General features: G+C 69.5%; 21 protein-coding genes and 1 pseudogene. 13 read left to right on the forward strand and 9 right to left on the reverse strand.

Features of this window, described 5'->3' with window-relative positions:
- Nucleotides 1-482: 482 nt before the first annotated feature.
- The 5 genes from ACQP09_RS19375 to ACQP09_RS19395 are packed head-to-tail and all read left to right on the forward strand — an operon-like array spanning nucleotide 483 to nucleotide 5,076.
- The gene (locus ACQP09_RS19375; protein WP_018511015.1) at nucleotides 483-605 is read left to right on the forward strand and encodes a keywimysin-related RiPP; all 123 of its coding nucleotides are present in this window, start codon (nucleotides 483-485) and stop codon (nucleotides 603-605) included.
- Between the two features lie 50 nt (nucleotides 606-655).
- Nucleotides 656-2,578 carry an asparagine synthase-related protein gene (locus ACQP09_RS19380; protein WP_433406658.1) on the forward strand — a complete coding sequence of 641 codons (1,923 nt, stop codon included), beginning with the start codon at nucleotides 656-658 and terminating at the stop codon, nucleotides 2,576-2,578.
- Nucleotides 2,575-2,826 carry a lasso peptide biosynthesis PqqD family chaperone gene (locus ACQP09_RS19385; protein ID WP_433401418.1) on the forward strand — a complete coding sequence of 84 codons (252 nt, stop codon included), beginning with the start codon at nucleotides 2,575-2,577 and terminating at the stop codon, nucleotides 2,824-2,826. Before ACQP09_RS19380 ends, ACQP09_RS19385 begins: the two co-directional genes overlap by 4 nt.
- Entirely contained in the window at nucleotides 2,823-3,299 is a 477-nt protein-coding gene (locus ACQP09_RS19390; RefSeq protein WP_433401421.1) for a lasso peptide biosynthesis B2 protein, read from the forward strand. The genes ACQP09_RS19385 and ACQP09_RS19390 overlap by 4 nt, the downstream gene beginning before the upstream one ends.
- A complete protein-coding gene (locus ACQP09_RS19395) occupies nucleotides 3,292-5,076 on the forward strand; it encodes an ABC transporter ATP-binding protein (protein WP_433406659.1) in 1,785 nt (594 codons plus the stop codon). Before ACQP09_RS19390 ends, ACQP09_RS19395 begins: the two co-directional genes overlap by 8 nt.
- 61 nt (nucleotides 5,077-5,137) lie before the next feature.
- Here ACQP09_RS19395 and ACQP09_RS19400 read toward each other — a convergent pair.
- Both ACQP09_RS19400 and ACQP09_RS19405 read right to left on the reverse strand, forming a co-directional pair.
- Nucleotides 5,138-5,614: pseudogene (locus ACQP09_RS19400) on the reverse strand (Uma2 family endonuclease); the annotation flags it as partial.
- Nucleotides 5,611-6,429 (reverse strand): hypothetical protein, encoded by an 819-nt coding sequence (locus ACQP09_RS19405; protein ID WP_433406660.1) that lies wholly within the window; start codon nucleotides 6,427-6,429, stop codon nucleotides 5,611-5,613. The pseudogene ACQP09_RS19400 and the gene ACQP09_RS19405, both read right to left, overlap by 4 nt.
- Nucleotides 6,430-6,784: 355 nt before the next feature.
- Between ACQP09_RS19405 and ACQP09_RS19410 the strand changes: the two genes are divergently transcribed.
- On the forward strand, nucleotides 6,785-7,111 hold the full coding sequence (locus ACQP09_RS19410; RefSeq protein ID WP_433401424.1) for a hypothetical protein: 327 nt from the start codon (nucleotides 6,785-6,787) through the stop codon (nucleotides 7,109-7,111).
- Nucleotides 7,112-7,202: 91 nt separating this feature from the next.
- Nucleotides 7,203-7,703, forward strand: a complete 501-nt coding sequence (locus ACQP09_RS19415) for a SigE family RNA polymerase sigma factor (RefSeq protein WP_433406661.1) — start codon at nucleotides 7,203-7,205, stop codon at nucleotides 7,701-7,703.
- A 270-nt stretch (nucleotides 7,704-7,973) separates the two neighbouring features.
- Here the strand turns inward: ACQP09_RS19415 and ACQP09_RS19420 are convergent, their stop codons facing one another.
- Nucleotides 7,974-8,147 carry a hypothetical protein gene (locus ACQP09_RS19420; protein ID WP_433401427.1) on the reverse strand — a complete coding sequence of 58 codons (174 nt, stop codon included), beginning with the start codon at nucleotides 8,145-8,147 and terminating at the stop codon, nucleotides 7,974-7,976.
- Between the two features lie 200 nt (nucleotides 8,148-8,347).
- On the opposite strand from ACQP09_RS19420, the gene ACQP09_RS19425 reads away from it, so the two are divergent.
- Nucleotides 8,348-9,649 (forward strand): mannosyltransferase family protein, encoded by a 1,302-nt coding sequence (locus ACQP09_RS19425; protein ID WP_433401430.1) that lies wholly within the window; start codon nucleotides 8,348-8,350, stop codon nucleotides 9,647-9,649.
- Nucleotides 9,650-9,934: 285 nt separating this feature from the next.
- Here ACQP09_RS19425 and ACQP09_RS19430 read toward each other — a convergent pair whose 3' ends face one another.
- Both ACQP09_RS19430 and ACQP09_RS19435 read right to left on the reverse strand, forming a co-directional pair.
- A complete protein-coding gene (locus ACQP09_RS19430; protein ID WP_433401432.1) occupies nucleotides 9,935-11,818 on the reverse strand; it encodes an FG-GAP-like repeat-containing protein in 1,884 nt (627 codons plus the stop codon).
- 236 nt (nucleotides 11,819-12,054) lie between these two features.
- Entirely contained in the window at nucleotides 12,055-12,531 is a 477-nt protein-coding gene (locus tag ACQP09_RS19435; protein ID WP_433401435.1) for a hypothetical protein, read from the reverse strand.
- A gap of 485 nt (nucleotides 12,532-13,016) precedes the next feature.
- On the opposite strand from ACQP09_RS19435, the gene ACQP09_RS19440 reads away from it, so the two are divergent.
- The 5 genes from ACQP09_RS19440 (at nucleotide 13,017) to ACQP09_RS19460 (ending at nucleotide 21,719) form a co-directional block, all read left to right on the forward strand.
- Nucleotides 13,017-16,976 carry a polymorphic toxin-type HINT domain-containing protein gene (locus ACQP09_RS19440; RefSeq protein ID WP_433401438.1) on the forward strand — a complete coding sequence of 1,320 codons (3,960 nt, stop codon included), beginning with the start codon at nucleotides 13,017-13,019 and terminating at the stop codon, nucleotides 16,974-16,976.
- Complete coding sequence (locus ACQP09_RS19445) at nucleotides 16,973-17,455, forward strand: Imm1 family immunity protein (RefSeq protein ID WP_433401441.1); 483 nt, start codon at nucleotides 16,973-16,975, stop codon at nucleotides 17,453-17,455. The genes ACQP09_RS19440 and ACQP09_RS19445 overlap by 4 nt, the downstream gene beginning before the upstream one ends.
- Before the next feature lie 232 nt (nucleotides 17,456-17,687).
- Nucleotides 17,688-18,449 carry a transposase family protein gene (locus tag ACQP09_RS19450; protein WP_433401444.1) on the forward strand — a complete coding sequence of 254 codons (762 nt, stop codon included), beginning with the start codon at nucleotides 17,688-17,690 and terminating at the stop codon, nucleotides 18,447-18,449.
- Nucleotides 18,450-19,205: 756 nt separating this feature from the next.
- Nucleotides 19,206-19,589, forward strand: coding sequence for a transposase (locus ACQP09_RS19455; RefSeq protein ID WP_433401446.1), 384 nt, complete (start codon nucleotides 19,206-19,208; stop codon nucleotides 19,587-19,589).
- Between the two features lie 210 nt (nucleotides 19,590-19,799).
- Nucleotides 19,800-21,719, forward strand: a complete 1,920-nt coding sequence (locus ACQP09_RS19460) for an eCIS core domain-containing protein (protein WP_433401448.1) — start codon at nucleotides 19,800-19,802, stop codon at nucleotides 21,717-21,719.
- 108 nt (nucleotides 21,720-21,827) lie between these two features.
- On the opposite strand, the gene ACQP09_RS19465 is transcribed toward ACQP09_RS19460, so the two are convergent.
- From ACQP09_RS19465 to ACQP09_RS19480, 4 genes are all read right to left on the reverse strand, one after another.
- Nucleotides 21,828-22,412, reverse strand: coding sequence for a DUF417 family protein (locus tag ACQP09_RS19465; RefSeq protein WP_433401450.1), 585 nt, complete (start codon nucleotides 22,410-22,412; stop codon nucleotides 21,828-21,830).
- A gap of 679 nt (nucleotides 22,413-23,091) precedes the next feature.
- Nucleotides 23,092-24,516 (reverse strand): GH1 family beta-glucosidase, encoded by a 1,425-nt coding sequence (locus ACQP09_RS19470; protein WP_433401453.1) that lies wholly within the window; start codon nucleotides 24,514-24,516, stop codon nucleotides 23,092-23,094.
- 131 nt (nucleotides 24,517-24,647) lie between these two features.
- Nucleotides 24,648-25,559, reverse strand: a complete 912-nt coding sequence (locus tag ACQP09_RS19475; RefSeq protein ID WP_433401455.1) for a carbohydrate ABC transporter permease — start codon at nucleotides 25,557-25,559, stop codon at nucleotides 24,648-24,650.
- A complete protein-coding gene (locus ACQP09_RS19480; RefSeq protein WP_433401458.1) occupies nucleotides 25,556-26,536 on the reverse strand; it encodes a carbohydrate ABC transporter permease in 981 nt (326 codons plus the stop codon). Before ACQP09_RS19480 ends, ACQP09_RS19475 begins: the two co-directional genes overlap by 4 nt.
- Nucleotides 26,537-26,694 lie beyond the last annotated feature (158 nt).

Consider the following 26,694-nt stretch of genomic DNA (forward strand, 5'->3'; position numbering starts at 1 on the left):
CTTGCAGTGCTCACTCCTGTACGGCAGGGCGCTTTCGCGTGAACGCCGGTTTCCGGTGGCGCGCACGGGTGCGGGTGGGATAAGGCCGCTGCGGGGGCTGGGGGAGAGCGTGCGGCGCTGGCTCCTCCGCCCCGTCGCCGCCGGTTCGATCTTCTGGCAGCTCGCTGCCGTGTACGGCCTGGTACGAGGGCCACGTACAGCCATTGGTCCAGTCCACTGAGCCGGGACAAGGCGTCGGTGTGCGACTGCACATGCTGACCGGTCGGTTCCTCCGCAGGCCGTCCGGCGGTCGCCGGCGCACCCTTCCCGCTCGCGCTATCCGGCCAACTTCGCACGGTAAGTCGGAATCACGCGTACCGGTCCGGCAGCGGGACATGATGGCTCTGGTGTTCACCAGGTGAACACCAGTCGCAGCGATAACTCCAGTTATGCGGACGTCAGTTGGGCATAACGGTCGTCAACCGCACAGAAGGGAAGGTGTCATGAAGCAGCAGAAGAAGGCTTACGTGAAGCCGTCGCTGTTCAAGCAGGGGGACTTTTCGAAGAAGACCGCCGGGTACTTCTACGGCTCGTACAAGGAGTACTGGGTCCGGCGCATCATCTGATCCGCCGACCGGTTCCCTGTGCACGGTGTGAGAACTTCCGAAAGGTGAAGATGCCCGGCCTGCTGCGTGACTACTTCGTCGTCCTGCCGGACAGCGTGGCGGCCCACGCGGTGGCCGGGCAGCTTCCCTCACCGGACACCACCCGGACCGCAGGAGGGGCGGGCGGCACCGTCACCGTCGCCCATCCCTCCGGCCGTCCCTGGGTCGTCGCCCGCCCGCTGGTCCGCCAGGTCAGCCACCTCCGCCGGGGCGGCGACGCGCTCGTGCTCATCGGCCCGGACCGCGTCCCCGAGACGGTGCTCGCCGGTCTCCTGGAGGGCGCCCGCGACCGGACCGGCCTGGAACGCCGCCTCGCCCGCCTCCCCGGCCTCCACCACGTCATCGCGCACCTCTCCGGCGAGACCTGGATCCGGGGCACCGCCTCCGGCCTGCGCCGGATCTACCACGCGCGGCACGCCGAGGCCGGAACCATCGCCTCCGACCGCCCGGCCGTCCTCGCCCACCTGACCGGCGCGCCCCTGGACGACGGCGCACTGGCGCTGCGCATGCTCGACTTCCTGCCGCACCCCCTGAGCCGGCGCGTCCTGTGGCGGGGCGTGCAGGAGACCGGGGCCGGGTACGGACTGGCCCTGCCCGCCGCAGCGCCGGGCACGGCCGCCGCCCCCGGCCCTCGTGAGCACCGCTGGTGGGAGCCTCCGCCCCCCGAACTGCCGCTGGCCGAGGGCGCCCGAAGACTCGGAGAGGCCGTCGCCGCCTCCGTACGAGCGCATATCGGCGGCCTGGACCGGATCAGCTGCGAGCTCTCCGGCGGCCTGGACTCCACGGCCCTCACCTTCGCCGCCCGCGCGACCGGCCCGGCGGAGCTGTCCCTGCTCACCGTGGCCGCCCGGGACCGCTACAGCGAGGACGAGACATGGGCGCGGCGAGCGGTGGAGGAGGCGCGGAGCCGTAACAGCGCACCCGCCCCGGCCCACCACATCATCCCCGCGGACCAAGCCCCGTACTTCTACGCCGACTTGGCCGCCACCTCCGCCGAGCTCAACGACGAACCGCTCCCCGTCGCCCCCGGCCGGGCCCGCGCGCACCTGCTCCTCAGCCGCGCCCACGCCACCGGCTCCCGCTACCACCTCACCGGCTACGGCGGCGACGAACTCTTCCTCGGCCTGCCGCACGCCTACCAGGACCTCTTCCACGGCAACCCCCTCACCGCCTGGAACCACCTCGGCGGCCTGCGCCACCAGCTCGGCTGGCCCCTGTTCCCCACCCTGAAGGCCCTCCTCAACCGCTCCACCTTCCCCCGCTACCTCGCGGGCGCGGTCACCACGGAACCCCAGCCGGTCACCCGCACCCCGCTCCTCTCCTGGGGCGTACGCCAGTCCCTGCGCCCGTGGTTCACCGACCACGCGAACGCGCTGATCACCGAGGAGTTCACGGCGGCCGCCGCCGGGCAGGCCGAGCCGATCGACCGGTGGCGGGGGCGGCATGTGGACATCGACGCGGTACGGATGGGGGCCCGGCACTTCCAGGCGATGGAGGACATCGGCATGACGATCGGGCTGCCCGTCGCCGCGCCCTTCTACGACGACCGGATCCTGGAGGCGACCCTCGCCGTACGGCTGGCGGACCGGATCAGCCCGTGGCGCTACAAGCCGCTGCTCGTCGAGGCGATGCGCGGGGTGGTGCCGGACGCGCTGCTGGCCCGCACGACGAAGGACCACATGTCCTCCGACGAACACCAGGGCCTCCGCGAACACGCCCCGGAACTGGCCGACTTGTGGACCGGGTCGCGCCTCGGCGAACGCGGCCTGGTCGACGCCCGCCACCTCCTCCGACTGGCGGCCGAACCCTTCTCACCCGTCCTGGTGGAGCACTCCATCAGCTCGACGGTGGCCGGGGAGACCTGGCTGCGCACGGCCGAGAACGCCTGGCCCCCACCCGACCGGACCCCCACGACCAGCGAGGCAGCGCGATGAAGCTCAGAAGAGGCATAGCCGTCACGACGACCGAGTACGGAGGCGTCCTGCTCGACGAAAAGGACGGCAGCTACTGGCAGTTGAACGACACCAGCGTGATCGTGGTCGAGACCCTGGCGGCGGGGAAGGCCCCTGAGGCGGCCGTCGAACGCATCGTCGCCGAGTTCGACGTGGAGCGCGCGGAGGCCGAGTCGGACGTGGCCGAGCTGACCCGCCAGCTCGTCGAGGCGAAGATCCTGCGCCCATGACCACCGAGATGACGATGCCGCGCCGGGGTGCCGGGCCGGGAGGTGTACGGCTGCGCGTCGCGATCGCCGCCGCGTTCGTCCTGGCCCGCTGCAAACCGGGCCGTCTGCGCCGGGTGCTGGCCCGGTGCAGCAGGGGCGCGCGCCCGGCGACGTACGACGAGACGCTGGAGATGTACGAGGCGGTCACCGCCACCAGCCGCCGCTGCGCGGGCCGTTACGGCTGCCTGCCCCGCTCGGTGGCCATCGCGCTGGCGTGCAGGATGTCCGGGAGCTGGCCGGACTGGTGCGCGGGGGTCCGGACGGCACCGCCGTTCTCGCCGCATGCTTGGGTGGAGGCGGAGGGCCGCACGGTCGGCGAGCAGGCGGAGTCGGCCGATCTGCGTCCTTTGATGGTGGTGACGGTACGCGAGGGGGTTCCGGGTGAGCGCGGTGGCGGGGACGACGACGGGGGCGGGGCCGGACAGGCTGCCTGAAGAGGCGCGGGAGGTACAGCGCGAGAGGACGCCGGTCCGAGACGGCACGGGCCCCACCCCTCTCCGCCTGCTCCTGACCCGGGTCCGCCCCCACCGCGGCGTACTGATCCGCGCGGGCGTCCTCTCCCTCACCGGTTCCGCGGCCGGTCTGGCGATGCCGCTGATGGCGAAGTACGCGGTGGACGCGTTCGCCGCCGACCGCTCGCCGGTGACCCCGCTCATCGCGCTCACCGCACTGGTCCTCGCGGGCGCCTGCCTCTCCGCGTACGGGCGTTACCTCATGGCCCGTACGGGAGAAGGGGTCGTCCTCCGAGCGCGCGACCAACTCGTGGGCCGCATCATGCGGTTGAAGGTCCCGGCGGTGGACCGCCTGACCCCCGGCGACCTCCAGTCCCGCGTCACCAGCGACACGACCCTCCTCCGGACCGTCCTCTCCAGCGGCCTGGTCGAGTCGTTCAACAGCGTGCTGATGCTGCTCGGGACGATCGCGTTCATGGCGTACATGGACGTGACGCTGCTGGGCGTGACGCTGGTGGTGATCGTCGGTATCGGAGCCGTAACCGCCCTGCTCATGCCCCGAATTCAGCGCGCGCAGCTCCGCGCGCAGGAGTCGGTCGGCGCGATGGGCGCTGCGCTGGACCGGGTGCTCCAGGCGTTCCGTACGGTCAAGGCGAGCGGCGCCGAGGAGCGCGAGACGGCGGCTGTCGCGCAGGCGGCACGGCACGCGCACGACCGGGGTGTGTCGGTGGCGAAGTGGTCCTCGGTCTCCGACGTCACGATGATGATGTCCATCCAACTCGCCTTCCTGGCCGTGCTGGGAGTGGGCGGAGCGAGGGTCGCGTCGGGTTCGCTGGAGATCTCGTCGCTGATCGCGTTCCTGCTCTATCTCTTCTACCTGATGGGCCCGATCGGCGGCCTGGTGGAGGGCTGGACGGGCCTGCAGAGCGGCCTGGCCGCCGTACGGAGGATCGACGAGGTGGAGTCGCTGCCGGGCGAACCTGTCGGCCGGCCCGGCGGCGTACCGGGTGAGGGGACTCCGCTGCGGGTCACCTTCCAGGACGTGACCTTCGGGTACGGGGACGAGCGCGCCCCTGCCCACAAGGGCGTCACCTTCGAGGTCCCGGCCGGCGGGATGGTGGCGCTGGTGGGCCCGTCGGGTGCGGGGAAGTCGACGGTGTTCAGCCTGCTGGAGCGGTTCTACGATCACGACGCGGGAGCCATCGCGCTGGACGGCCGGGACATCAGGGACTGGCCGCTGGCAGAGCTGCGGGCCTCGCTCGCGTACGTGGAACAGGACGCCCCGGTCCTGGCCGGGACGCTGCGGGAGAACCTGCTCTTCGCGGCCCCGGACGCGCCGGAGGACCGGCTGACGGAGGCGGTGGCCCGGACCCGCCTGGACGCGCTGGTCGACCGGCTGCCCGACGGCCTGGACACGGCGGTGGGCCACCGGGGCGTCACCCTCTCCGGCGGCGAACGCCAGCGCATCGCCATCGCCCGCGCCCTGCTGCGCCGCCCCCGCCTGCTCCTGCTGGACGAGGTGACGTCACAGCTGGACGCGGTGAACGAGCAGGCGCTGCGTGACGTGATCCTCGAACTGGCCGAGCAGGCAACGGTGTTGGTCATCGCCCACCGCCTCTCCACGGTCCGCCACGCCGACCGCATCGTGGTCCTGGAGGAGGGCCGGGTTCGCACGGCGGGCACACACGAGGAGCTGATCGCCTCGGACGACCTCTACCGGGAACTGGCGACGACGCAGCTCGCGGCGGCGGTGCGGTGAGGGGGCAGCGGGCGTAGTTCTTGAGCTCCTCGGTGTCCAGGGTGATGGAGACGGGGTGGGGGAGGGTGGCCGATTCGCCGATGTCGCAATGGCGCTGATGCCGGTAGTGGACCGGGTCGGGTTCGCTGCGGACGGCGAAAGTGCCGGACCGGTGGTCGATGAGGAAGCGCAACGGGATGCCCGCCGCCGCGTAGCCGCACGGCTTCACAGGGTCTTCGTCGTACGAGGTCACGTCCACGGTCATGAGGATGCGGTCCGGGCTCGACCACGCGCCGTCCCCGGCGAAGCGGCCCGCGCATGCCAGGCTGCCGTCCGGTCGGACGCGGTCGTTGCGATCTCCGCCGATCCGCAGCCCGCGTCCGCGGTACAGCCGCAGCTCCGGCCGCTGCTGCACGCACTGCATCGCGACCCACATGATGATCTCGTCGTGATCCCCGTCCGGCACGGGCTTGACCTCCAGCTTTCCACTGATCAGCTCAAGGGTGACCGTCTCGGGGCAGACGCGGGCCAGTGCCTCGAAGTCCTCGGCGGGCATCATCGGTGCTGCCTCTCCGACCGGGGAACCAGCCCCGCCCGCACCGCGTCCATCCGCTCCCGCACCCCAGGCGGTTGCACGGACCCCGGCGGCCCCACCGGCAGCTCGGGCACCGGTCCGCGGCAGGGCCGGCACAGCCCGCCGAGGAGCGCTTCCGGGCTGCCCGGGACTCCGCACTCGCCGCACTCCAGCCTGCGCAGGACGGCCTCCGGCCCCGGTGTGATGCGTTCGGGCGGCAGCTTGTCGCGCAGGCGTCGCTCGACCAGGCGGGCGGCGCAGTGGACGGGGGACGGGAGGCCCGCGGTGAGGACGTGCAGCAGCTCGGCCTCCGTCGCGCCCCGCGCGAACCACTCGCTGACCTGCGGTTCCAGCCGTACGCAGTCGGCGGCGGACAGCGACAGCGCCGGAGCCATACGTCCGAGGGCGGCCAGCAGGACGAACGCCCGGGAGCGGGTGGGTCGTTGGGGCTGGTCCGGCGGCGCGTCGCCTCGGATGTAGGCGTTCCACCAGGCGTCCACGCGTGCGGTGCGCGAGAAGAACGTACGGGTCACCCAGAACATCACCTCCTCGGTGACCACGCACTCCCTGCCGCGCCGCAGATGCCCGGCGGCCTGGAGCCGGTTGAGGGTGGTGCGCAGCGCGCACTGGCCGTACGGGAGGTGCTTGGCCAGCGTCTTCACGGAGATGTCGGAGCCGTCGGCCAGCCGGTCGATGTACGCGGCGACGGCGGCGTCACGGGGGAGGAGGTGGGCGAAGTCGCTTTCGGTGCGCGGTCGTTCGCCGGGCGCGGAGCGCTTGCCGTAGCCGGGGTTGGCCATCGGGTGCGGTGTCGCGGGTGGGGCCTCGTGCTGGGAGCGCGAGGCAGCGTTAGGGTAGCTGGCAGCCATGGGGATCGCCTTAGGGTAGTTCGATCTTCGTTGGTCAGACCCCTGTTCGGTGTGTCAGCACCAGCAGGGGTCGCTTTTTTCTGGTCTCGTTCTCCGCACGCTAAAGCGCGGCGACTGTGCGTCGCAAGTCGGTCGCAAACGGTCAACTTCGGTCGCAGGGTGGGTGGGTGGGAAAAGTGACCCATCCACCCCATCACCGTAAAGAACGCTCGGACCTCGCGGCTTGAGCCCCGGGAGGAGCAGAGGGTCGGCGCAGGTGGGAACGGTTGTGCGGCAGGATCACGGCATGAAGAACACCAGTTCCCACGCCGCGTCGGCGCCGCTGTCGTTCCGGCGGGCCGAGTCGGACGGCGACCTGACCGAGCTCGTACGCCTGCGGGACGCGGCAGCGCGCTGGCAGGTCGAGCGCGGCGTCGAGCAGTGGCAGCCCGGAGAGCTGGACGAGGACCACTTCCGGCGACGGCTGCGCGAGGGCGAGGTCTGGCTCGCCACGCTCGGCCCCGACGGCCCGAGCGCCGGGGCCTGGGAGCTGTGGTGGGACGACGAGGGGGGCGGGGCGGGTCAACGGTTGCCGAAGTTTCCGACCACGCCAGGCGCCCTTGCGGTCACGTGACGACGATCACTCCGATGGATCGCCGGGGCTGTAGACCGGATGCCCGGCGGCGGGCGTATACCCGGTGAAGCGAAAGATCCGGGAGCAACTTTTGACCGTCGAGGAGTTCGAAGAGTTCTACGCCCGGGCGGTCGCGCGTCTCACAGGCCAGTTGTACGTGATGACGGGGGATCTCCAGGAGGCGCAGGACGTCGTGCAGGAGGCCTTCGTCAAGGCGTGGGTCCGGCGCGGCCGGCTGGAGCGGGACGGGCAGCCCGAGGCGTGGATCCGTACGGTCGCGTGGCGGCTGGCGGTGAGCCGGTGGCGGTTCCGGCGGCGTTCGGCGGACGCGTGGGGGCGGGGGAGCGGTGCGGCGGAGCACGTGGCGCCGCCGGACTCGGACCACGTGGTGCTGGTCGACGCGCTCCGGGAGCTGCCCGCGCAGCAGCGGCGGACCCTGACCCTGCACTACCTGTGCGACCTCACGGTGGAGCAGATCGCCGGTGAGACCGGGCTTTCCGCCAGCACCATCAAGACGCATCTGGTCCGCGGCCGGGCGGCACTCGCCCACCGTCTGCGGGACCCCCGCATGGAGGAGGCTCCTGATGTCTGAACCACGGGACCCGTCGGGCCCGGAGGAGTCCCGGAGCGCGCAGGACCCTCTGCGGTCCCTGTTCCGGCAGGCCGGAGACTTCGGCCAGGGCCGCGTGGTCGCGGAGCCGGCCACGTACATCACCGAACGCGGCATGCGGGCCCAGCGGCGCCGGATGGCGGCGCTCGCGGTAGGGGTCTGCCTGGTCATCGGCGGGGGCGGCGCGGCGGCGATCGGCCTGCTCCCGGTCACACCGAAGCCCGCACCTCCGGCGACGACCCCATCACCCAGCTACCCGTCCCCGGCGCCCTCGCCTCCGACCGGGACACCTACGGAGCCGCCGACGCCCAGCCATACGGTGCCGGGGACGGCGGGGTCGTACCCGCCCGGTTCCGGTCCGGGGTCGACCGCGCCCGAGGGCATGCCGACGACGGGGGCACCGATGGCTTCGTCGTCGACGTCCACGTGGGCGCCCGGCTCGACGGCGACTTCGGCACCGACTTCGACGTCTGCTTCGACTTCGACGCTCGGAGCGACGTCGATGCCGTGATCGCGGGCGACGGCCCCGACTCCCGTACGCCCTCCGTCCCCTGCCCCTGCTTCACCCCGTGCCGTGCCCCGGCGGCTCCACCGGGCGATCCCGCACGCCTTGACGCGTCCGAAAGGTGCCAGAGTTGTCCCTATCGCCCCCCGGCCTGCGACCGGCCGAGCCCCGGTTCGACGCCACCTCCGAGCCCCGGTCCGGTGTCACCTCCGGGCCGTGGGCGGGCCGGCCGGCCAGGCCCGTACCGTACGGGTCCAAGGCGGCCGGACGCGGCAACCGGCCGTCCTGGCTCACCCCCGCCGACCGCCGAGTGCTCCAGCTCTACCTCCTGACCCGCATATCCCTGTGGATCACGGCCCACGGCGCCCGGTGGCTCTTCCCCCGGGGCTCGGACGTACGGGAGGCGGCGCCGGTCCTCGCGCCGTTCCAGCAGTGGGACGCGAACCACTACCTCCACATAGCGCGCGACGGCTACTTCCCGGCCGACGCGGGCCCATGGACGGCCGGTTGGGACAACAGGGAGGCCTTCTTCCCCGGCTATCCGCTGCTCCTGCGGGCTGTGCACGTCATCGTCCCGGACTGGACGGCGGCGGGCCTGCTGATCTCGCTGGTCGCGGGAGCGGTCGCCGTACTGGCGCTGGCCCGCATAGCCCGCGCGTACGTCCCCGAGGACGCCGACGGCCACCGTACGGTCCTGTTCCTCCTGCTCTCCCCGTGCGCGGTCTTCCTGGCGGCCGGCTACACGGAGGCGCTGTTCCTGGCGTTCGCGCTCCCGGCCTGGCGGGCGGCCCAGGGGCAACGGTGGGCGTGGGCCTGCACGTTGACCGCTCTGGCGACGACGGTCCGGGTCAGCGGCCTGTTCCTGGCGGCGGCGATAGCGGTGCTGTTCGTGCTGTCGGTGAGGATCCGGCGCGACTGGCGCGGCTGGCGCGGGGCGGCCTGGCTGGCGCTCCCCGCGCTGCCGCCACTGGCGTACAGCTGGTATCTGCACGCGCACACGGGCGACTGGATGGCGTGGAAGCACGCGCAGGAGCGCGGCTGGTACCGGGAGTTCCACACCCCGTGGGAGGCGTGGACGAACACGTGGAACGCGGCCTTCGGAGGCGTACACACGACGGGCTACGCGGCCATGTTCCAGGCGGAGTTGGCGGCGATGGTGGTGGGCCTGGCCCTGGTCGCACTGCTGGCACGGCGTCGCCGCTGGCCGGAGGCGGTGTACGTGGCGCTGAGCCTGTGGGCGCTGGGAATGTCGTACTGGTACACGTCGGTGCCCCGCGCCACGCTGCTGTGGTGGCCGCTGTGGATCGGCCTGGCGGCGGTGAGCCTGCGCCGGCCGTGGTTCCGGACGGCGTACCTGTGCGTGACGGTGCCGGTAAGCGCGCTGGTGGCGCTGGCGTTCCTCACGGGGCGGTGGGCGGGGTGAGGGGCTGTGGCGGTGGCTCGGAGGGCGTGTGGTGATCCGGCCCAGTTTCGCCCCGTGCTCCGGGCCGAGTGCGCAACTTCAACGCCCGTCACCGCGATGTCCTGGCCGCCGAGCGCAAGGGCGGATCGGTGAAATCACCCCTGCCAGGGGGAAGGTTGGGGAACTTCAGCGTTGGTGCTCAGCGCTCTCCGGCCTGCTGCGCGCCGAAGTCGCCCGCAGCTCCGGTGGGGGTGTGGCACCCGCCGCCTCGTGATGTTGATACCAGGCGGCGGGTGGTGTGGGTGTTCAGGGGGCGATGTTGTTGCTGTCCCAGATCAGGAGGGGGTTGGTGAAGGTGGGGCCGGTGCTGGTGAACCGCCACAGGCCTGCGCGGTAGGTGTTGTCGGGGCGCTGGCCGTAGTCGTACAGGACGTGGATGTCTGCCTTGCCGTCGCCGTTGAAGTCGCCGGTGACGGGCTGGGTGCGGTTCCAGTCCCAGGAGCCGGTGCCGGAGGACCACTTGGTGACCGGGGCGTCGAAGCTGTCGCCGTTGCTGGTCCACAGGGTTGTCTGGTTGCGCCCGTCGGCGTGCTGGCCGTTGTTGTAGAGGATGCCGATGTCCGCCTTGCCGTCGGCGTTGTAGTCACCGGCGAACGGCTTGGACCGGGCCCAGTCCCATGACATCGTCCCGGAGTACCACTGCTCGACCGGCGCGTTGAACCCGGCGCCGTTGCTGCTCAGGGTCCACAGCCTGGTCTGGTTGCGTCCCTCGGCACTCTGGCCGCTGTTGTACAGGACCGCGACGTCGGTCTTGCCGTCGCCGTTGTAGTCGCCGGGCACGGGCAGGGACCGGTCCCAGGCCCAGGAGAAGCTGGAGGTCCACTTCACGGCAGGCGCGGTAAATCCGTCGCCGTTGCTGGTGAACGTCCACAGCCGTGTGATACTGCGTCCGTCGGCGGCCGTGCCGATGTCGTACAGGACACCGACGTCGGCCTTGCCGTCACCGTTGAAGTCGCCGGCGAACGGCTCCATGCGGTCCCAGTCCCACGAAGTGGTGCCGGAGGTCCACTTCACCACCGGGGCGTCGAACCCGGTGCCGTTGCTGAGGAAGGTCCACAGGGCGGTACGGAAGGTACCGTCGGTGCCCTGGCCGTTGTTGTACAACACAGCCACGTCGGCCTTGCCGTCGCCGTTGAAGTCACCGGCGACAGCCTTGGACCGCTCCCCGGCCCACGACCCCGGCCCAGCCGCCAGGTTGTCCCACGCCCGCACCGGATTGTAGCTACCCGCAGCCGTACTCGTGAACTTCCACAGAGCCGCATGCCGCGCCCCACCGGTGACCGGCGGGTAGGCATGCAGGACCGCGGTGTCAGCCTTACCGTCACCGTCGAAGTCACCCGACAGCTCCTGAGAAGCGGCAGCGCTCTCACCTGCTTGACCCCAGCGAGCACCCGTGGCCAAGGCGATCCACGGTCCGAGGTCGTCCACCCGGGTGTCGAGCGCACTGGTGCTCATCTGGGTGGGGTCGGTGCCGAGGCAGCCCGCCTGCCCGGACCGCGAATTGATCCCGACCAGTTCCGGCGTGCCGTTGACGGTGCGCAGGGCGGGACCGCCCGCGTCGCCCTTGCATACGGTGGCGGTATCGGAGCCGGTCAGGGTGACCGAGGTGTCGGTGGTGGAGGCCACGGTGAAGACACCGGTGTGGAGTTTCTTGGGTACCCACTCGGTCTTGGTCCGGCCGAAGCCCGCCTTCGTCAACTCCTCACCCTGGGCAGCTGGGGTGGTGGAGATACGGACGGGTCTTATCACCGGGTCGGTGATGGCCTTCGCGAGCCGCACCAGAGTCAGGTCACGGTCCGGGTGCGGCACGAGGTCAACGGCCTGCTGGACACTGCCGCCGGCCTGCGTGAGATTGACGCGGCCCACGGTGACGGTGGTCGCGACGGTCGGCTTACCGAAAGACGGTGCCCCGTCGGAGGAGAAGCACGAGGACGCCGTCAGCACCCACTGCGGGGCAACAAGAGCCCCCGTGCAGGCAGACTGCTCCCCAACGTTGATCTTCGCAACGAAGCTGAGCTGCGCGGGAGCCTGCGTGCCGTTCAGAGCACTGGCCGATGCGGTGGCACCTACCGTCGCGAGTATGGCGAGAGCGCTTGTGCCCCATAGAAGGCGGGGACGTATCGCGGACATGAGATTCCCTTGAACTATAGAATTGCAGTCTGATCCTGCGCAGTTCGAATACCGCGCCAGGATGAAAAATGACAGAGAGATGTCTTCGCCCGAGAGCTACGAAATCCGGCGAGGTGCGTCAGCAATGGCATTGAGCTGCACCGCGAACGATGTTCGTGGTGGCAAAGCCAGCTGAAGACGTTGGCCGGTGAGCGCCTCAGTTTCGCCGCCGCCCTCCACGCGGCCGGTGGCGTCGGCTATCCGGTGATACGGAGTTCTACGAGTACGGAGCGCTTCTCGCCGCCGGGAGAGTCCGTCTCGCCGATCCCGGTGACGTCGTTCTTCGGGGCTTTGTAAATGGTTTCCTTTCCTTCGAAGGTCACCGTGGCTTGCATGGCCCGATCCTGGGTCCACAGGAAGAAGGCGTCGGGAATCTCCATGGCGAGGTGGCCAGTGGTGCCCGTGGTTACGAAGCAGTAGCCATTTATGTCCAGGCGGGATTCAACCCAGACTTCCTTGGCTCCGAGGCAAGCATTCATGCCTCCCTCGCCGTTGCCGGGTTTGAGCATGATGTTGCCGTCGCCGCGCTTCAGCACGATCTTTCGGTCCTGGAGGATCCGCTCTGCGTTGGGGTGGATGAAATCCTCCACCGCAGAGGTCATGTCAGCTGCTGAGGCCGCCTTAGGAGCCGCTGGCGCGGCAGAGGCATCGGCGGTGGCGAACCAGGAAGTCATTCCCCCCAGTACCAGAAAGCCGAGCCCTCCGGCCAGCGCTGCCTTTATCGATCGAGTTCTCACATCAAACCTTTCGGTCGAACCTGGTCTTCCGGCCTCACCCCACGAGGTGAGGCCGGGACAACTTACCAGTAGGTACTACATGAGGATTGAGATATGTTCAGGCGGCCTGCCTGGGCGTTCGCCAGGCGTGCGCGTTGGCAACCACACAGGATTCGAACCTCCGTTGAGGGCTCCTGCCAGCCAGACTGCAGCCGGGCGGGCGCTGCCCCACCCTTGCGAGTAAGGCCTGAGCCTTGCGGGGGTGGAGGAGAACCATGAAACATCCAGATCCCCGCAGATCTCCTTTCAAGGGGACGAGGTACAGGAAGTCGCCGACAGGCAGGAGGACTTACCGATTTGCCTCCTTCGTCCTTTCGGCGTCAGTCCTCGGCGGCCTCCTGGGGAGCAGCCCTGCTACCGCCGAGGAACCGATCGTTATCGGCGTGGACAAGTGGGACCGTGACTACGTCGTCCGGGCCTGGAAGGAAGGCGGGCCGGGGGTCAGGCAGGCGGCGGAAGCGGCCCTGGTCGGTGCCGATGACGACATCCTCACCTTCCTTGCCACCGAGGAGGATCTGGCCCAGTACCACGACGAGCGTGTCGCGGCGGGCCAGATAGCCAGCACCGGCGGTGTCGGGGTTAGGGAAGCGGCCAAGAAGGCCCTGCTCGGCGCGCGGGACGACCTTGAGCAGTTCCTGATCGACGGCTGGAAGGCGCCGCAGGAACAGGACAGGCGTGTCCGTGTCGGCCAGATCATGAGCGTCGGCGGCAATGGGGTCCGTGACGCGGGAAGGGCTGCTCTTCTCGGATCCCCGGCGGACGTACAGAGGTTCCTCGACCAAGGCCAGTATGAAGCGCGCGCCACAGATCAGCGTGTCGAGGTCGGTCAGATCATGTCCGTCGGCGGGCCGGCCACCAAGGCTGCCGCCAGACTCGCTCTCAGGGGTACCGAGCAGGACGTCGCCGAGTTCCTCGCCACAGGCCAGCATGTTGCCCGCGCCCGTGACGGCGAACAGGCCACACTGGCCCAGTTGGCAAAGCAGGCCAGCTACGCCAGCCGTCTGGCCCAGAAGGAATCCGATCAGGCCGTCGAAGGTGCTCAGCGTGCTGAGGCCGCCTCCGTGCTTGCCAAGCAGGCTGCCGCGAAGGCGGCGGAGGAGACCAAGGCCGCGGGTAAGGACTCCGTCCGCGCCGCCAACGCCGCCGCTCGCGCGGCCCAGGCCGCCCGCGGTGCGGCGGCTGAAGCCAGCAACGCCATCGGAGCGGCCCGCGCTGCCAACGCCGCCTCCCGTATTGCCGCTTCCGCCGCCGCAGCAGCGGCATCGGCGGCGACGAAGGCAGCCGATGCCGCTTCCCGTGCGCGATTCGCTGCCGCTGCCGCAGCATCGGACGCGGGCAAAGCCGACGATGCCCGCAAGCTCGCGGCCGAGGCGCGCAAGGCCGCCGACCTCGCCGACGACTCAGCCGCCGCAGCCGACCAGGCCGGCAAGGCCTCCGACGCCGCCGACGCCGCAGCCACCGCCGCCGGCAACGCCGCAGGCAACGCACGGGCGGCCGCGGATGCCGCCGACGCTGCGAACGGCTACGCCGCACAGGCCGGAGCCAGCTCGGACGAGGCACGTAACGCCGCCGCCCAGGCACGCCGGCACGCCAACGAGGCCGAACGCGCCGCCACCGCATCCAGCGCCCTGGCGCGGAAGTCCGCCACCGCGGCCTATCAGTCCCGTGATGCCGCCCGCTCCGCCGCCACCCACGCGCGCAACGCTGCAACCGCCGCGGACAACGCCGCCGATCATGCCGGGGACGCCTCCAAGGCGGCAGCAGAGACCGCGAAACATGCCGCCGAAGCGAGCAACGCCGCCGGTACGGCCGAGAAGGCACTGACCACCGCTCAGCAGGTCTTCGCGCTCGCCCGCGCAGCCGAGGAACAAGAACTTACCGACCGCACCACCGTCGGAGTGGAGAACGCAGAGGCCCGCAAGAAGGAACGCGACGCCCTCAACACCAAAATCGCCCAGTCCGTCAAGCAGATCTACGCCTTGGACGACGAAGCCGGCAGCCTCAGCGAGGAGGCGGCCGAGCCCGACGTCGACTCCAAGGCGCTGGCGGCCAAGGGGCGCGCCCTGGCCGTCAAGGCCATGCGGAACGGTGATCACGGCCCCTGGACCCAGGAAGCCGCTGCCGCTGCCCTTTCCGGCGACGACACCGCTGTCGTGCTCTACCTGCGCACCGGGCGAGACGAAGCTGTCGCCCGCGACACGCGTTTCCAAGTCGAACAGCTTGCTGCGGACAGCCCCTACCAGGTTGTCCGGGACGGAGCTGACCAGGCGCTCCTGGGTAGTAGCGAGGACGTCGAAACGTTCCTGCGGAGCGGACAGTTCGAGGCAGCGGTCACGGAATACCGGATCCAGGTCGGCAAGGTGCACAGCACCGGCGGCCCGGGAGTCAAGGAAGCCGCCAAGGCCCTGCTCCAGGAGAACGATCCCAAGAAGCTCGCGACGTTCCTCCTGGCCGACCAGTACATCGCACGCAACACCGACGAACGCGTCCACGCAGGCCAACTCCTCTCCAGCGGCGGACCGGAAGTGAAGGCCGCTGCCCGCATCGCCCTGTCCGCCTCCGCAGAAGAACTGCACACCTTCATCCAGCACGGCCAGTACCAGGCCGACAGCATGGACCAGCTCACGGCCACCCACCTCGCACAGACCACCCAGCTCATCGCCGAAACCGCACGCTCCGCCGCCAACGCCCGCGCCCAAGACTGGAGAGCGCAACAAGCGGCCGCCCGCGCCCGCAAGGCAGAAGACGAAGCGAACAAGGCCGCAGCCAAGGCCTCAGAATCAGAAACCCAGGCGGTCAAGTTCGCAGCCGACGCGAACAAATCAGCCATAGCCGCCGAGGGTTCCGCAGTCAAGGCTGCCCAGTCCGCCGCCACCGCACGCCAGGCCGCAGACGACGCCAACCGCTACGCCGCCAACGCCGAAGCCTCCGCCTTCAGCGCCCAGTTCTCCGCCGACTACGCCCGCAACTCCGCCGTCGAAGCCCGCAAGTCCGCAGACAAGGCCCACGCCAGCGCTATTGCGGCCAACAAGAGCAAAGAAGAGGCAGCAGCCGACGAAAAGGCCGCATGGGACAGAACCGAGAAGCTACTCAAAGCGGAACTTGCGGAAGCCAAACGCCAGGCCGAAGCAGAGTTCAAGCGTCAACAGCAGGCAGAAGAGGACCGGCGCAAGCGTACGTGCCACGTACCCCTCACCGAACGGGGAGATGCCGCCTTCCTGAACTGCGTGAAGCGGAACGGGGACGAGGCCATCATCGCAGGCATCGAGATGCCTCAATTCCTACGGGACCTCGCACTCGAAATCTCCGGAATCCAGGCAGTACTCGACTGCATCGATTCCCCTGCATTCACTCAGTGCGCCATAGCGTTCGCCGAGGTCCTCCCCGCAGGCAAAATCCTCAAGCTCCGCAAGCTGGACAAGCTCGAAGAAGTCGCACAAAAGGTACGTCTTCGTAAAGCCTGTGACACCTGCTTCCTTGCCGGCACCAGAGTCCTTATGGCAGGCGGGGAAGCCAAGAACATCGAAAACATCCAACCCGGCGATCAGGTTGTAGCTACCGACCCCGCCACCGGCGACACCAGCCTCCAGCAGGTCACCCGCCAGATCATCACCAAGAATGACAAATGGTTCAACGAACTCACCATCGCCACCCTCAATGGCCCGGAGACGCTGAACCCGACATACGAACACCCCTTCTGGTCACCGTCGGAAAATGCTTGGATCAAGGCTGTAGACCTTCAGAAGGGAATGACCCTACGCACCCCCGATGACGCCAAGCCTGTCAAGGTCCAGACGAACAGGTCCTACAGCCTCGCCGCAACCACATACAACCTGTCCGTGGCAGAAGTCCACACCTACTACGTACTTGCAGGCAATACCCCGGTTCTCGTCCACAACTGTTTTGACTTCGATGCAGAAGAACTTGGAAAGACCCTTCCTGGGTGGAGGGAAGGGCAGCCTACAATGGGTCGATACATCGACGAGAGTGGGCAGCCTCAGACCATTTCAAGTGGCAGAACAGGCGAGAACTATCGCTTGTACGAACTCGCCAATGCGAAGCTGAAAAAGTTGCTGGGCGTCAGCTACAACATCAATCGCGCCGATCACGCAGAGTTGAAATTTGCCGCAGATATGGTAGAACGTGGCATAGACAATTCGAGCATTGTGATCAATTACCCGAAGGGAACCTGCCTGGAGATGCAGGGGTGCGATCAGCTGCTTAATCTCCTGCTTGGCAATAGGACACTTACGGTATACTGGCCCGACGGCGAGGGGGGATTTAGTAACGTGCACACATATGGAAATGGATCGCCCAACAGAAAGCAAAAAGGTCTAGAATGACGACGCAGGGAATCCAAGCGGTTTATCTACCAGAGCATAACGAGGAGCCGCGGGTCCTCTTCACGCCAGCCGACGTCGACGATATGATCGATGCTCTCCTGAGGGGTGACGGGAGTGGCGATTCGGTGGAGATGTTTTCGCTGGATCGTCCTATCGTGGGACCTCTCGATATGCCGGACCACAGACTCTTTGCCGGTGTGCGCAAAGATCGGAATGCAGGAGTCCTGGATTCCGGTGACGGTACGTGCGAGATCTCCGATGCTCGTTCTGTGAGTAGGGGTGTCAGGGGCAGCGCTTCTACGGTTACGTTCGCAACAGCAACCGAAGGGGACGTAGTGGTCTACTCGCAGAACGGTAGTCCCTTTGAGTTTCTGATCTCCTCGGAAATCTCCATTGAGAAGGTACGCGAAGCGGTAAAGGAGTTCGTAGCAACGGGCGGGAAACGCCCGTCATGCGTCGAATGGGTCGACGCAGGTTAGCACCATCAGGAAGCCGCCAGGATTATCACATGTGGGTAATCGGCTAAATTGCCCGATCTTGCATGGGGGTCGAGGAATATGTTTCCTCGACCCCCATCCAGGAGGTCGCCGTTACAGTGAGCGCTTTCCAAGCTGGTGACAATGACCGCGAGTTGGACGGGTCTGCGCAACGACGAAACTCCTGGTAGACGGGTTCTCGACCAAGATCACCCGTGTCTGCCAGGAGCTTCGCGTGCTTGTCTACCCGTCGGCGATTGATCTGTCCAGCCGTACCCTGCGGTTCCTGACCGGGCGGCTGAAGGACAGGCGGCGGGAGATCGGGACGCGTTGGCGACGCCTTCCTGCCTCGCGACAGGCCCTGCTCACCCTGGCCCATCTTCGAGGCGGCGACACCTACGCCCAGCTGGCCGCCGGGTTCGGCGTCGGGATCGCGACCGTCTACCGCTACATACGTGAAGCCGTCGAGGTCCTGGCCAGCCTTGCCCCGTCCCTGGACGAGACGATGCGGACGATCCGGGAGAGGGCATTCATCATCCTCGACGGCACCCTGCTGCCGATCGACCGCATCGCCGCCGACACCCCGTACTACTCCGGGAAGCACAAGCGGCACGGCGTGAACGTGCAGGTCGTCACCGACCCCGTGGGAAAGATCCTCTGGCTGTCACCCGCGCTGCCGGGCCGGACCCACGACCTGACCGCCGCCCGCACCCACCGGATCATCCGGATCTGCGAACGCCAAGGCGTCCCCCTCCTCGCCGACAGGGCCTACACCGGTGCCGGCGACTGGGCCACCACCGCCAAACGCCGCCCGCCAGGCGGCGAACTCACCCCCACCGAACGGACCGTCAACCGCGCCCTGGCCGCCGCCCGGGCCCCCGTCGAACGCGGAGTCGGCCGCCTGAAGTCCTGGCGAATGTTCCGCCACGCCCGCTGCAGCCCCACCCGCCTCAGCACGATCACCGTCGCGATCCTCACCCTGGAGAGGGAACGCTGAAAAGCCTCAGTTGCTCTCCCTGTCGCTGACACGGATGCGGGAAGCCGGCATGGTCGCCGAACGCGGGAGGCAGCGCACCGACTCCACCCAAGTCTTGGCCGCCGCGCGCGACCTCACCCGCCTGGAGCTGGTCCTCGAAGCGGTGCGCGCGGCCTTGGAAGAAGCTGCCCAGCGGGCACCGGAGATCCTCGACGGCTTGGTGGATGCCGAGTGGGCCACCCGATACGGGCGTCCGGTCCGACTCCCCAGTCAGCCGAGTTACCCTGTCACCCGGCTCAAGCAGGCGAGAGCGGACGCCCGTCGGCTCCTCGAGCGCCTTCCGCACTACCGGCGTGGGCCTCGCGCGGAAGCGTTGCGGCAGATCATCGTGCAGAACTTCCTCCTCGACGCCCGTGGCGGGTTACGTCCTCGCGCCGAGAAGGACGGACAGCCCAAAGGAGCCGTGCGGATCGTCTCGCCCTACGACCGCGAAGCCCGCCGGGCCATCCGCGGCAATACCCGCTGGAGCGGCTATCTGGTCCATGTCACCGAGACCTGCGAGACCGGCCCTCAGGCCAACCTGATCACGGACATCGCCACCACCGGGCCGACCCGGGACACCGAGGCCCTCCCCGGCATCCATACCCGGCTCCGTGACCGCGGGCTGCTGCCCCGGCAACACCTTCTCGACGGCGGCTACCTCTCGGTCTCGCCGCTGCACCGCTCCTTCCGCGACCACCAGGTCGAACTCGTCGGCCCGGTCAAGGCCAGCGGCGCATGGCAGAGCAAGGAACAGACCGGCTTCACTCGGGACCACTTCACCATCGACTTCGACCAGCGCCAGGTCATCTGCATGAGCTCCAGGCCCGGAACCGCGCGAACCAGCAAGACTCCCAATGGAGACGGCTCTACGCCACCCGGTCCGGAGTCGAAGGCACAATCTGCGAGTTCATCAACGGACACCGGGCCCGCCGCAGCCGCTACCACGGCCATCGCAAGACATACGTGCAGCACGTTCTGACCGGCATCGCCATCAACGTCGAACGCCTCGCTTCACGCACCACTCGCCACCCCCACCGCCCCCGACACCCCACGACCTTCCAGCAGTACCTCGATACCCGAGGCATGACCTGGGAATGCTGGTGGCGACAAGGCAAATGAGCCGCGCGCACAAGATCCCCGACAGAGTCGCTCAGTGCGGAAATCCGGTCACGGGAACCGCCTGCCCTCGCGCCCGGAGGGCGGGCCCTTGCGGTCACCTCCTGCTGCCCGTCCGGCCATCCCTCTCTGCCCTCAGGTTCCTGGCCCCGCGCGTGATCACCGCGTATCCAGGAAGGATTGATCGCTCCGTCTACGCAGGGAAGGCCCGCTGTGCACGCCCAGGAGAATGACCGAACCGTCCGGGCCGACCCCTCCCGTACGGCCGCCGCCTCCCGCACCCCGGCGGTGGAGGCCGGGGCATCGGCGCCGAACGGACTCATGGAGCTGCAGGCCAGTGTCGGCAACGCGGCCGTCGTCCAGATGCTGCGGCAGGCCGAGGGCCGGGAAGAGCATCGGCACGGTGCCGGGTGCGGGCACGGGGTCGTGCAGCGGTCCGCCGTGCACGACGTGCTGCGTACGCCTGGACGGCCGCTCGACGACACCACCCGCGCCGACATGGAGGCCCGGCTCGGCGCCGACTTCTCCGATGTACGGATCCACAACGACAGCGCGGCCAAGGCCTCCGCCGCCGAGGTCGGCGCCCGCGCGTACACCAGCGGCAGCCACGTCGTCATCGGCGACGGCGGGGCGGACAAGCACACACTGGCCCATGAGCTGACCCACGTCATCCAGCAGCGTTCGGGCCCCGTCGCCGGGACCGTCAACGGAGCCGGTCTCAAGGTCTCCGACCCTTCCGACCGGTTCGAGCGCGAGGCCGAGGCCAACGCGACCCGGGTCATGCGGAGCGCCGTACCCGAGGCGGCGGCGCCGGTCCAGCGGGCCCGGTCGGCCGCACCGGCCTCCGGCGTCGCGGCCGTGCAGCGGGCCGCCGAGCTCAGCGGGCTGAACGGAGGCGGCACCACCGGCACCTTCGGGCAGGCCGTCGCCGGTGCCGAGCCCGAGGGCGTGGGGACCGTCGCGATCGTCCCGGTCGTCCTCACCCCGACCCTGAACCTCATGGACGTGGCGCAGAAGTACGAGGAGGGCTTCACCGGAGGGACGGCACCGGCCGACCGCTTCGCGCTGGTCATCGGCGTCAACATCCGGATCCGGAACCAGCAGGAGGCGACCACCGCGCAGGCCCTGCTCAACCAGAAGACCGCCGCCTTCCTCGGTGCCTGGGGCGCCAACCGGTTCAGGGTCGCGGTCATCGGGTTCACCTGGGCCAACCACGCCACCGACGCCCAGGAGACGAACCAGCGGACCATCCCGTACGGCGAGATCAGGGACCGGATCATGCGCTCGCCCGAGACCACCGCCATGATCGCCGGGCTGCGCGGGGCCGGGAGGCAGCACGTCTACCTGCACACCAGCGACTCCGACACCACCTCCTTCGACACGGAGGCGGGACCGCTGTTCTCGGCCGCCGCCGAGCGCCTGGAATCAGGCGAGCTGGACGTCTTCAGCGGCGGTTACACCTCGCCGGCCGGCAGCAGGACCGGCGACAACGACATCCTGATCTGGCACGCCAGCCAGGTGGACCTCGCCGTCCGCAAGGCCATGGCCCAGGTGGAACCCAACCTGGTCTACTACCCGGAGCCCAGCACCTTCGTGAAGGTGCACGAGGACTACGACGACCTGGAGCCCGGCGTCACCTTCGGCAGCGGTGCGGAGGAGGGCCAGCACCTCGTGGACTCGCTGTCCCAGAAGCGGTTCGGCGGTGTGGCGGGCGACTTCGACCCGCGGTTCGCCGTCGGCACCGACATGAGCCGCGTGGGCCAGAACGTCGGATCGCACCCCGTCGGCACGCCGGTCACCGACGACACCATCCAGCAGCTGTTCTCACTCGCCCAGACCCACGCCAGGCCGCAGGAGTGGACGAAGCGCGTCGAGAGGGCGTTCGGCATCAGCGATGCCGCCGTCTCCAGGGCCCTGGAGAAGCTCGTCTTCGCCGGGCTCACCGTGGACAACCTGTCCAAGGTGTCCCTGTCCGCGAACCCCATCGGAGCCAAGGCCATCGACAGTGCGGCCAGGAAGGATCCGCTCAAGGGGGTGGACACCGGGGTCGTGGAGACGGCGAAGGCCAGCAGGGACATCCTGGTCCGCGCCCTCATCGGCGCCATCCAGGCTCTCCGGGCGCGCAACAACTAGGGCGTACGGGCGGGGGGAGGAGCGGGCCCGGGCCCGCCGGAGCGCGGTCGTGCGCTCCGGCGACCGGCCGGCTGGAGCGCGGTCGTGCGCTCCGGCGGCCCGGCCCGCTCACCCTGCCGTACGCCGTGGCCGGGATCGCCGTCCCCACTCGTTGGCGGCCACCACCAGGCACACCGCCACCAGGACCACGTTCTTGACGACGTACTGCCCCTCCATGGTCGGGGCGGGGGAGTGCGGCTGCCACATCGCGTCGGGGAGGAGGACGAGGGTCGAGAACACGCCGCCCATGTGGAGGAAGAACACGACGAGCGCGGGGCGCAGCAGGCGGCGGCCGACGATCAGCCCGATCCCGATGGCCGTCTCCAGGGCCGCGAGGGACAGCAACAGCACCGTCTCCGGCACCAGGCCCAGGGTCATCTTCGTCGCCGCGTCGACCGCCAGCTGCTCCGCCGGGCTGGCCGAGGGGAACAGTTTCAGTACGCCGAAGCCGACGAAGACGATGCCGACCGTCGCCCTCAGCAGGGCCAGGGCGTGCGCGTCGACCATGCCGGCCAGGTCGGCGGCGAGTCGGCTCCAAGGCCGTCGGCCGGCTGCGGGGTCGTGACGGGTGCGAGTGAAGTGGGCCTCGCGGGGCGGGGGTTCGGGGGTGCGGTCGGACGGGGGCAGGGTCGGCTCTACGGTGCTGCTGCTCATGTGCGATCTCCCGGTGTGTCTGTGGGGGTGGGAAAACGTGCACGGGTGGCCCGCGCGGCTCGGCGGGCGACCTGGGCCATCTCGCGGATCGGTGGGGGCCTGGGGGCGGGTGGAGGAGGGGAGGGGAAGGCCCCCTCGGTGCTTGGTCTAGACCATACGGACGAGGGTCGGGAGGCCGTCAAGGGTCGTGTTCCTCGGCGCCATCGGGAGTCGGCACATTCGCGCCATCTTGCATCGGGCTGCGGGCGGAGGCGCCGGACGTGCGCTTCATGCGGTGGCCGGGGTCTTCGTACGGGGAAGGTGCGGGGTCCGATCTCCGGCCCGCAGGTCCGGCAGGGCTCCTGGCCGGTCCGCCGCTGAGCAGCCCTGTTACGCCGAGGCCGGGCCGCCCGCGACCCCTGGACCGCGTACCGGCCCCAACTGCCCGTCGTCTTCCGGTCATCCGGGGCGCGCTGTCGCCCACGGGGGTTGCTACCCGTCGGTCCGGCGGGCGGCTCCGGTGGTTCAGACGGCCGAAAGTGCACTGGCCCATTCCGGGATGCATCGGGCATCGGCCGCCGGTGCCTCCGTCGCCGCGCCCGTCCCCCGTCCCCCGTACCCGTTCCCAGGCACGCCGAAGGGCCCGGAGCGTGTGCCCCGAGCCCTCAGCCCCTACTCCCTGCCCCGGCCGCTCAAGCCGTCACCGCTCCAGCCCGCCCCTCGCGATCACCCCCGCGTACCACCGCGCACTGTCCTTCACCGTCCGCCGCTGCGACGCGAAGTCCACGTGGACGATGCCGAACCGCTTGCTGTAGCCGTACGCCCACTCGAAGTTGTCCAGCAGCGACCACAGGAAGTACCCGCGTACGTCGACGCCTTCCCCGATCGCCCGGTGCACGGCGCCCAGATGCGCGTCCAGGTACGCCACCCGCTCCGGGTCGTGCACCTGGCCCTCCGGGTCCGCGTAGTCGTCGTACGCCGCCCCGTTCTCGGTCACCAGCAGCGGCAGGCCCGGGAGTTCGTCGCGCAGGCGGGTCAGCAGCTCGTACAGGCCGTTCGCGTCCACCGGCCAGTCCATCGCCGTGCGCGGGCCCTCCGCCGGAGTGAACGCCACATGCTGCTCGGCGCCCGCCCAAGGCGACGGGGACTCCGACGTGCCGGCCGAAACCACGCTCGGCGAGTAGTAGTTGATGCCCAGCGAGTCGATCGGGGCCGACGTGACCTCCAGGTCGCCGTCCTTCACGAACGACCAGTCCGTCACCGCCGCCGTGTCCGCCACGAGGTCCTCCGGCAGCCGCCCGTGGAAGACCGGGTCCAGGAAGATCCGGTTCGCCACCGCGTCGATCCGGCGCACCGCGTCCCGGTCCGCGTCGGTGTCCGTCAGCGGGCGCAGGGCGTGCAGGTTGAGGGTGAGGGAGACCTCCGCCGTGGACGGGAGGCGGTCCCGCAGGACCCGGGTCGCGGCGCCGTGCGCCAGGTTGAAGTGGTGCGCGGCGCGCAGTGCGGCGAGGTCGCTGGTGCGGCCAGGGGCGTGGACCCCGTTCCCGTACCCGAGAAACGCCCCGCACCAGGGCTCGTTGAGTGTTGTCCACGTCGACACCCGGTCGCCCAGCGCGCCGGCCACCAGGCCCGCGTACTCCGCGAACCGGTGTGCCGTGTCCCGCTCCGGCCAGCCGCCCGCGTCCTCCAACTCCTGCGGCAGGTCCCAGTGGTAGAGCGTCGCGACCGGTCTGATGCCGGCGCCCAGCAGCTCGTCCACCAGCCGGCGGTAGAAGTCCAGGCCGCGCTCCACCGCCGGGCCCCGGCCGGTCGGCTGGACCCGGGGCCAGGAGACGGAGAACCGGTAGTCGGTGACGCCGAGGTCCCGCATCAGCTTCACGTCGTCCGGCATCCGGTGCAGGTGGTCGGCGGCGATGTCACCGGTGTCGCCGTTGCGGACCTTGCCGGGCGTACGGCTGAACGTGTCCCAGATGGACGGCGTACGGCCGTCCTCCGTGGCCCCGCCCTCGATCTGGTACGCGGCGGTCGCCGTGCCCCACCGGAATCCGGCGGGGAAGCGGAGCCCCGTACCGCTCTCGGGGAGGGCGCCTGTGGAGGTCGCCGGGCGGGCATCGACAGCTGTCATGAGACGGACTCTCCAGAAGTGAGGGGAGGAGGGAGGAACAGGGGGAGGGTCGGGGGCGCGGGGCAGGCCTTCACCGCGTTCGGCGCGATGGTGCGGTCAGCCCCATCACCGTGCTCGGTGCGATGGTGCGGTCAGCCCTTCACCGCGCCCTGCATGATGCCGCCGACGATCTGCCGGCCGAGCAGGCCGAAGACGATCAGCACCGGCAGCGTGCCGAGCAGCGTGCCGGCCATGATCACCGACTGGTCGTTCACATAGCCGCCGCCGAGCTGCCGCAGCGCGACCTGCACGGTCGGCTCCTGCGAGGAGAGCGCGATGATCGGCCAGAAGAAGTCGTTCCACGCCGTCATGAACGTCAGCATCCCGAGCACCGCCATGCCCGGCCGCGCGATCGGGATCACGATCGACCAGAAGATCCGGGCCGTCGACGCCCCGTCCACGCGGGCCGCCTCGATCAGCTCGTCCGGCAGGGACTGCACCAGGTACTGGCGCATGAAGAAGACACCGAACGCCGACACCAGGCCCGGCAGGATCACCGCCTGGAGCTGGTTCACCCACTGGAGCTCGGCGATCAGCATGAAGAGCGGGATCACGCCGAGCTGCGGCGGGATCATCATCGTCCCGATCGTCAGCGTCAGCAGCGCGTTCCGGCCCTTGAACTTCAGCTTGGCGAAGGCGAATCCGGCCAGCGTGCAGCAGAGCACCGTGCCGATGGTGATCGACGACGACACGATCAGCGAGTTGAGCAGCGCCTTGCCGATGTCCGCCTCTTCGAGGACCTGCTCGAAGTTCTTGATCAGGTTCGGGCCCGGCAGCAGGCTCGGCGGTACCTGCGCCATGTCCGCGTTGGACCGGCTGGCCGCCACGATCGTCCAGTAGAACGGGAACGCCGAGATCAGCAGCGCGAAGCCGAGGATGAGGTACGAGAGCCAGCCGCCCTTCATCGTCCGGCCCGCGCCTCCCTTGCGTACGCGCTTCGCCGGCGGGTCCTGCGGCGGACGGCCCGCCTCCGGGGCGGTCGGCGGTGCGGCGAGCGCGGTCATCGGCCGGCCTCCTTGCGTGCGCGGCGGCGCGCGATCAGGGCGTTGACCCCGACGAGCACCACGATCAGGACGAACATCACCCAGGCGATGGCCGCGGCCCGGCCCAGGTGGAAGAAGCCCCAGCCCTGCTCGTACATGTACAGGCCGAGGGTCTGGTACTGGTGCGAGATGCCGCCGGAGATCGAGCCCTCGAACAGCAGCGGCTCACCGAAGAGCTGGGTCGCTCCGATGGTCGAGATGATGACCGTGAAGATGATGGTGGGACGCAGGCCGGGCAGCGTGACGTGGATGAACTGCCGCCAGCGCGACGCCCCGTCCATCTCCGCCGCCTCGTACAGCTCGTGCGGGATCGACTGCATGCCCGCCAGGTAGATCAGCGCGTTGTACCCCGTCCACCGCCAGATGACGATGGTCGACACCGCGATCTGCGAGGCGACCGTGCCGGTCTGCCAGTCCACCGGGTCGAAACCGACCAGCCCCAGCGCGTAGTTGATCAGTCCGAAGTCGCGGCCGAAGAGCTGCGCGAAGACGAGCGTGGCGGCGGCGACGGAGGTCGCGTACGGGAGCAGGATCGCCGTCCGGATGAACGTCCGGCCGCGGAGCTTGTAGTTGAGCAGGTGCGCGAGGCCGAGCGCCATCGCCAGCTGCGGGACCGTGGACAGCACGCCGATCGTGAACGTGTTGCGCAGCGAGATCCAGAAGTACTCGTCGGTGAAGAGCGCCGTGTAGTTGGCGATGCCCCGCCACTCCATCTCGCCGCTCGTCTGGAGCTCGACCCGGTAGAGCGAGACGAACGCCGTGTAGAGGAGCGGGAAGAGGCCGAAGGCGAGGAAGAGGGTGAAGAAGGGGGCGATGTAGGCGTACGGGGACGCCTTGCGCCAGGTACGCCGGAGGCCGGCTGCCCGACCGTCGTCGGGCCCGGGTCCGGTTCCGGCGGGGCTGCGGGGCCCGGCCTTCGCGGTGGCGGTGAGGGACACGATGCGGCCCTTCGGGATCGGGAGCGGAAAAACAGGGAGCGGGGGTACGGGGGTGGGGCCGGGCCACCGTGGTGCGCACCGGTGGACCGGCCCCAGAGGCCCCAGGGAGAAGGGGGAGGAGGGGGAGGAGAGGGGCAGGCCGTGACCGGCCCCAGAGG

The sequence above is a fragment of the Streptomyces sp. CA-146814 genome (genome assembly GCF_050942385.1).
Lineage (GTDB): Bacteria > Actinomycetota > Actinomycetes > Streptomycetales > Streptomycetaceae > Streptomyces.

What these genes read in the sequence shown, in the direction of transcription:
- ACQP09_RS19375 (WP_018511015.1), top strand. Translation starts at nt 483, where the DNA reads ATGAAGCAGCAGAAGAAGGCTTACGTGAAGCCGTCGCTGTTCAAGCAG.
- ACQP09_RS19380 (WP_433406658.1), top strand. Translation starts at nt 656, where the DNA reads ATGCCCGGCCTGCTGCGTGACTACTTCGTCGTCCTGCCGGACAGCGTG.
- ACQP09_RS19385 (WP_433401418.1), top strand. Translation starts at nt 2,575, where the DNA reads ATGAAGCTCAGAAGAGGCATAGCCGTCACGACGACCGAGTACGGAGGC.
- ACQP09_RS19390 (WP_433401421.1), top strand. Translation starts at nt 2,823, where the DNA reads ATGACCACCGAGATGACGATGCCGCGCCGGGGTGCCGGGCCGGGAGGT.
- ACQP09_RS19405 (WP_433406660.1), bottom strand. Translation starts at nt 6,429, where the DNA reads ATGGCCAACCCCGGCTACGGCAAGCGCTCCGCGCCCGGCGAACGACCG.
- ACQP09_RS19410 (WP_433401424.1), top strand. Translation starts at nt 6,785, where the DNA reads ATGAAGAACACCAGTTCCCACGCCGCGTCGGCGCCGCTGTCGTTCCGG.
- ACQP09_RS19430 (WP_433401432.1), bottom strand. Translation starts at nt 11,818, where the DNA reads ATGTCCGCGATACGTCCCCGCCTTCTATGGGGCACAAGCGCTCTCGCC.
- ACQP09_RS19435 (WP_433401435.1), bottom strand. Translation starts at nt 12,531, where the DNA reads ATGACTTCCTGGTTCGCCACCGCCGATGCCTCTGCCGCGCCAGCGGCT.
- ACQP09_RS19445 (WP_433401441.1), top strand. Translation starts at nt 16,973, where the DNA reads ATGACGACGCAGGGAATCCAAGCGGTTTATCTACCAGAGCATAACGAG.
- ACQP09_RS19455 (WP_433401446.1), top strand. Translation starts at nt 19,206, where the DNA reads ATGGCAGAGCAAGGAACAGACCGGCTTCACTCGGGACCACTTCACCAT.
- ACQP09_RS19465 (WP_433401450.1), bottom strand. Translation starts at nt 22,412, where the DNA reads ATGAGCAGCAGCACCGTAGAGCCGACCCTGCCCCCGTCCGACCGCACC.
- ACQP09_RS19470 (WP_433401453.1), bottom strand. Translation starts at nt 24,516, where the DNA reads ATGACAGCTGTCGATGCCCGCCCGGCGACCTCCACAGGCGCCCTCCCC.
- ACQP09_RS19475 (WP_433401455.1), bottom strand. Translation starts at nt 25,559, where the DNA reads ATGACCGCGCTCGCCGCACCGCCGACCGCCCCGGAGGCGGGCCGTCCG.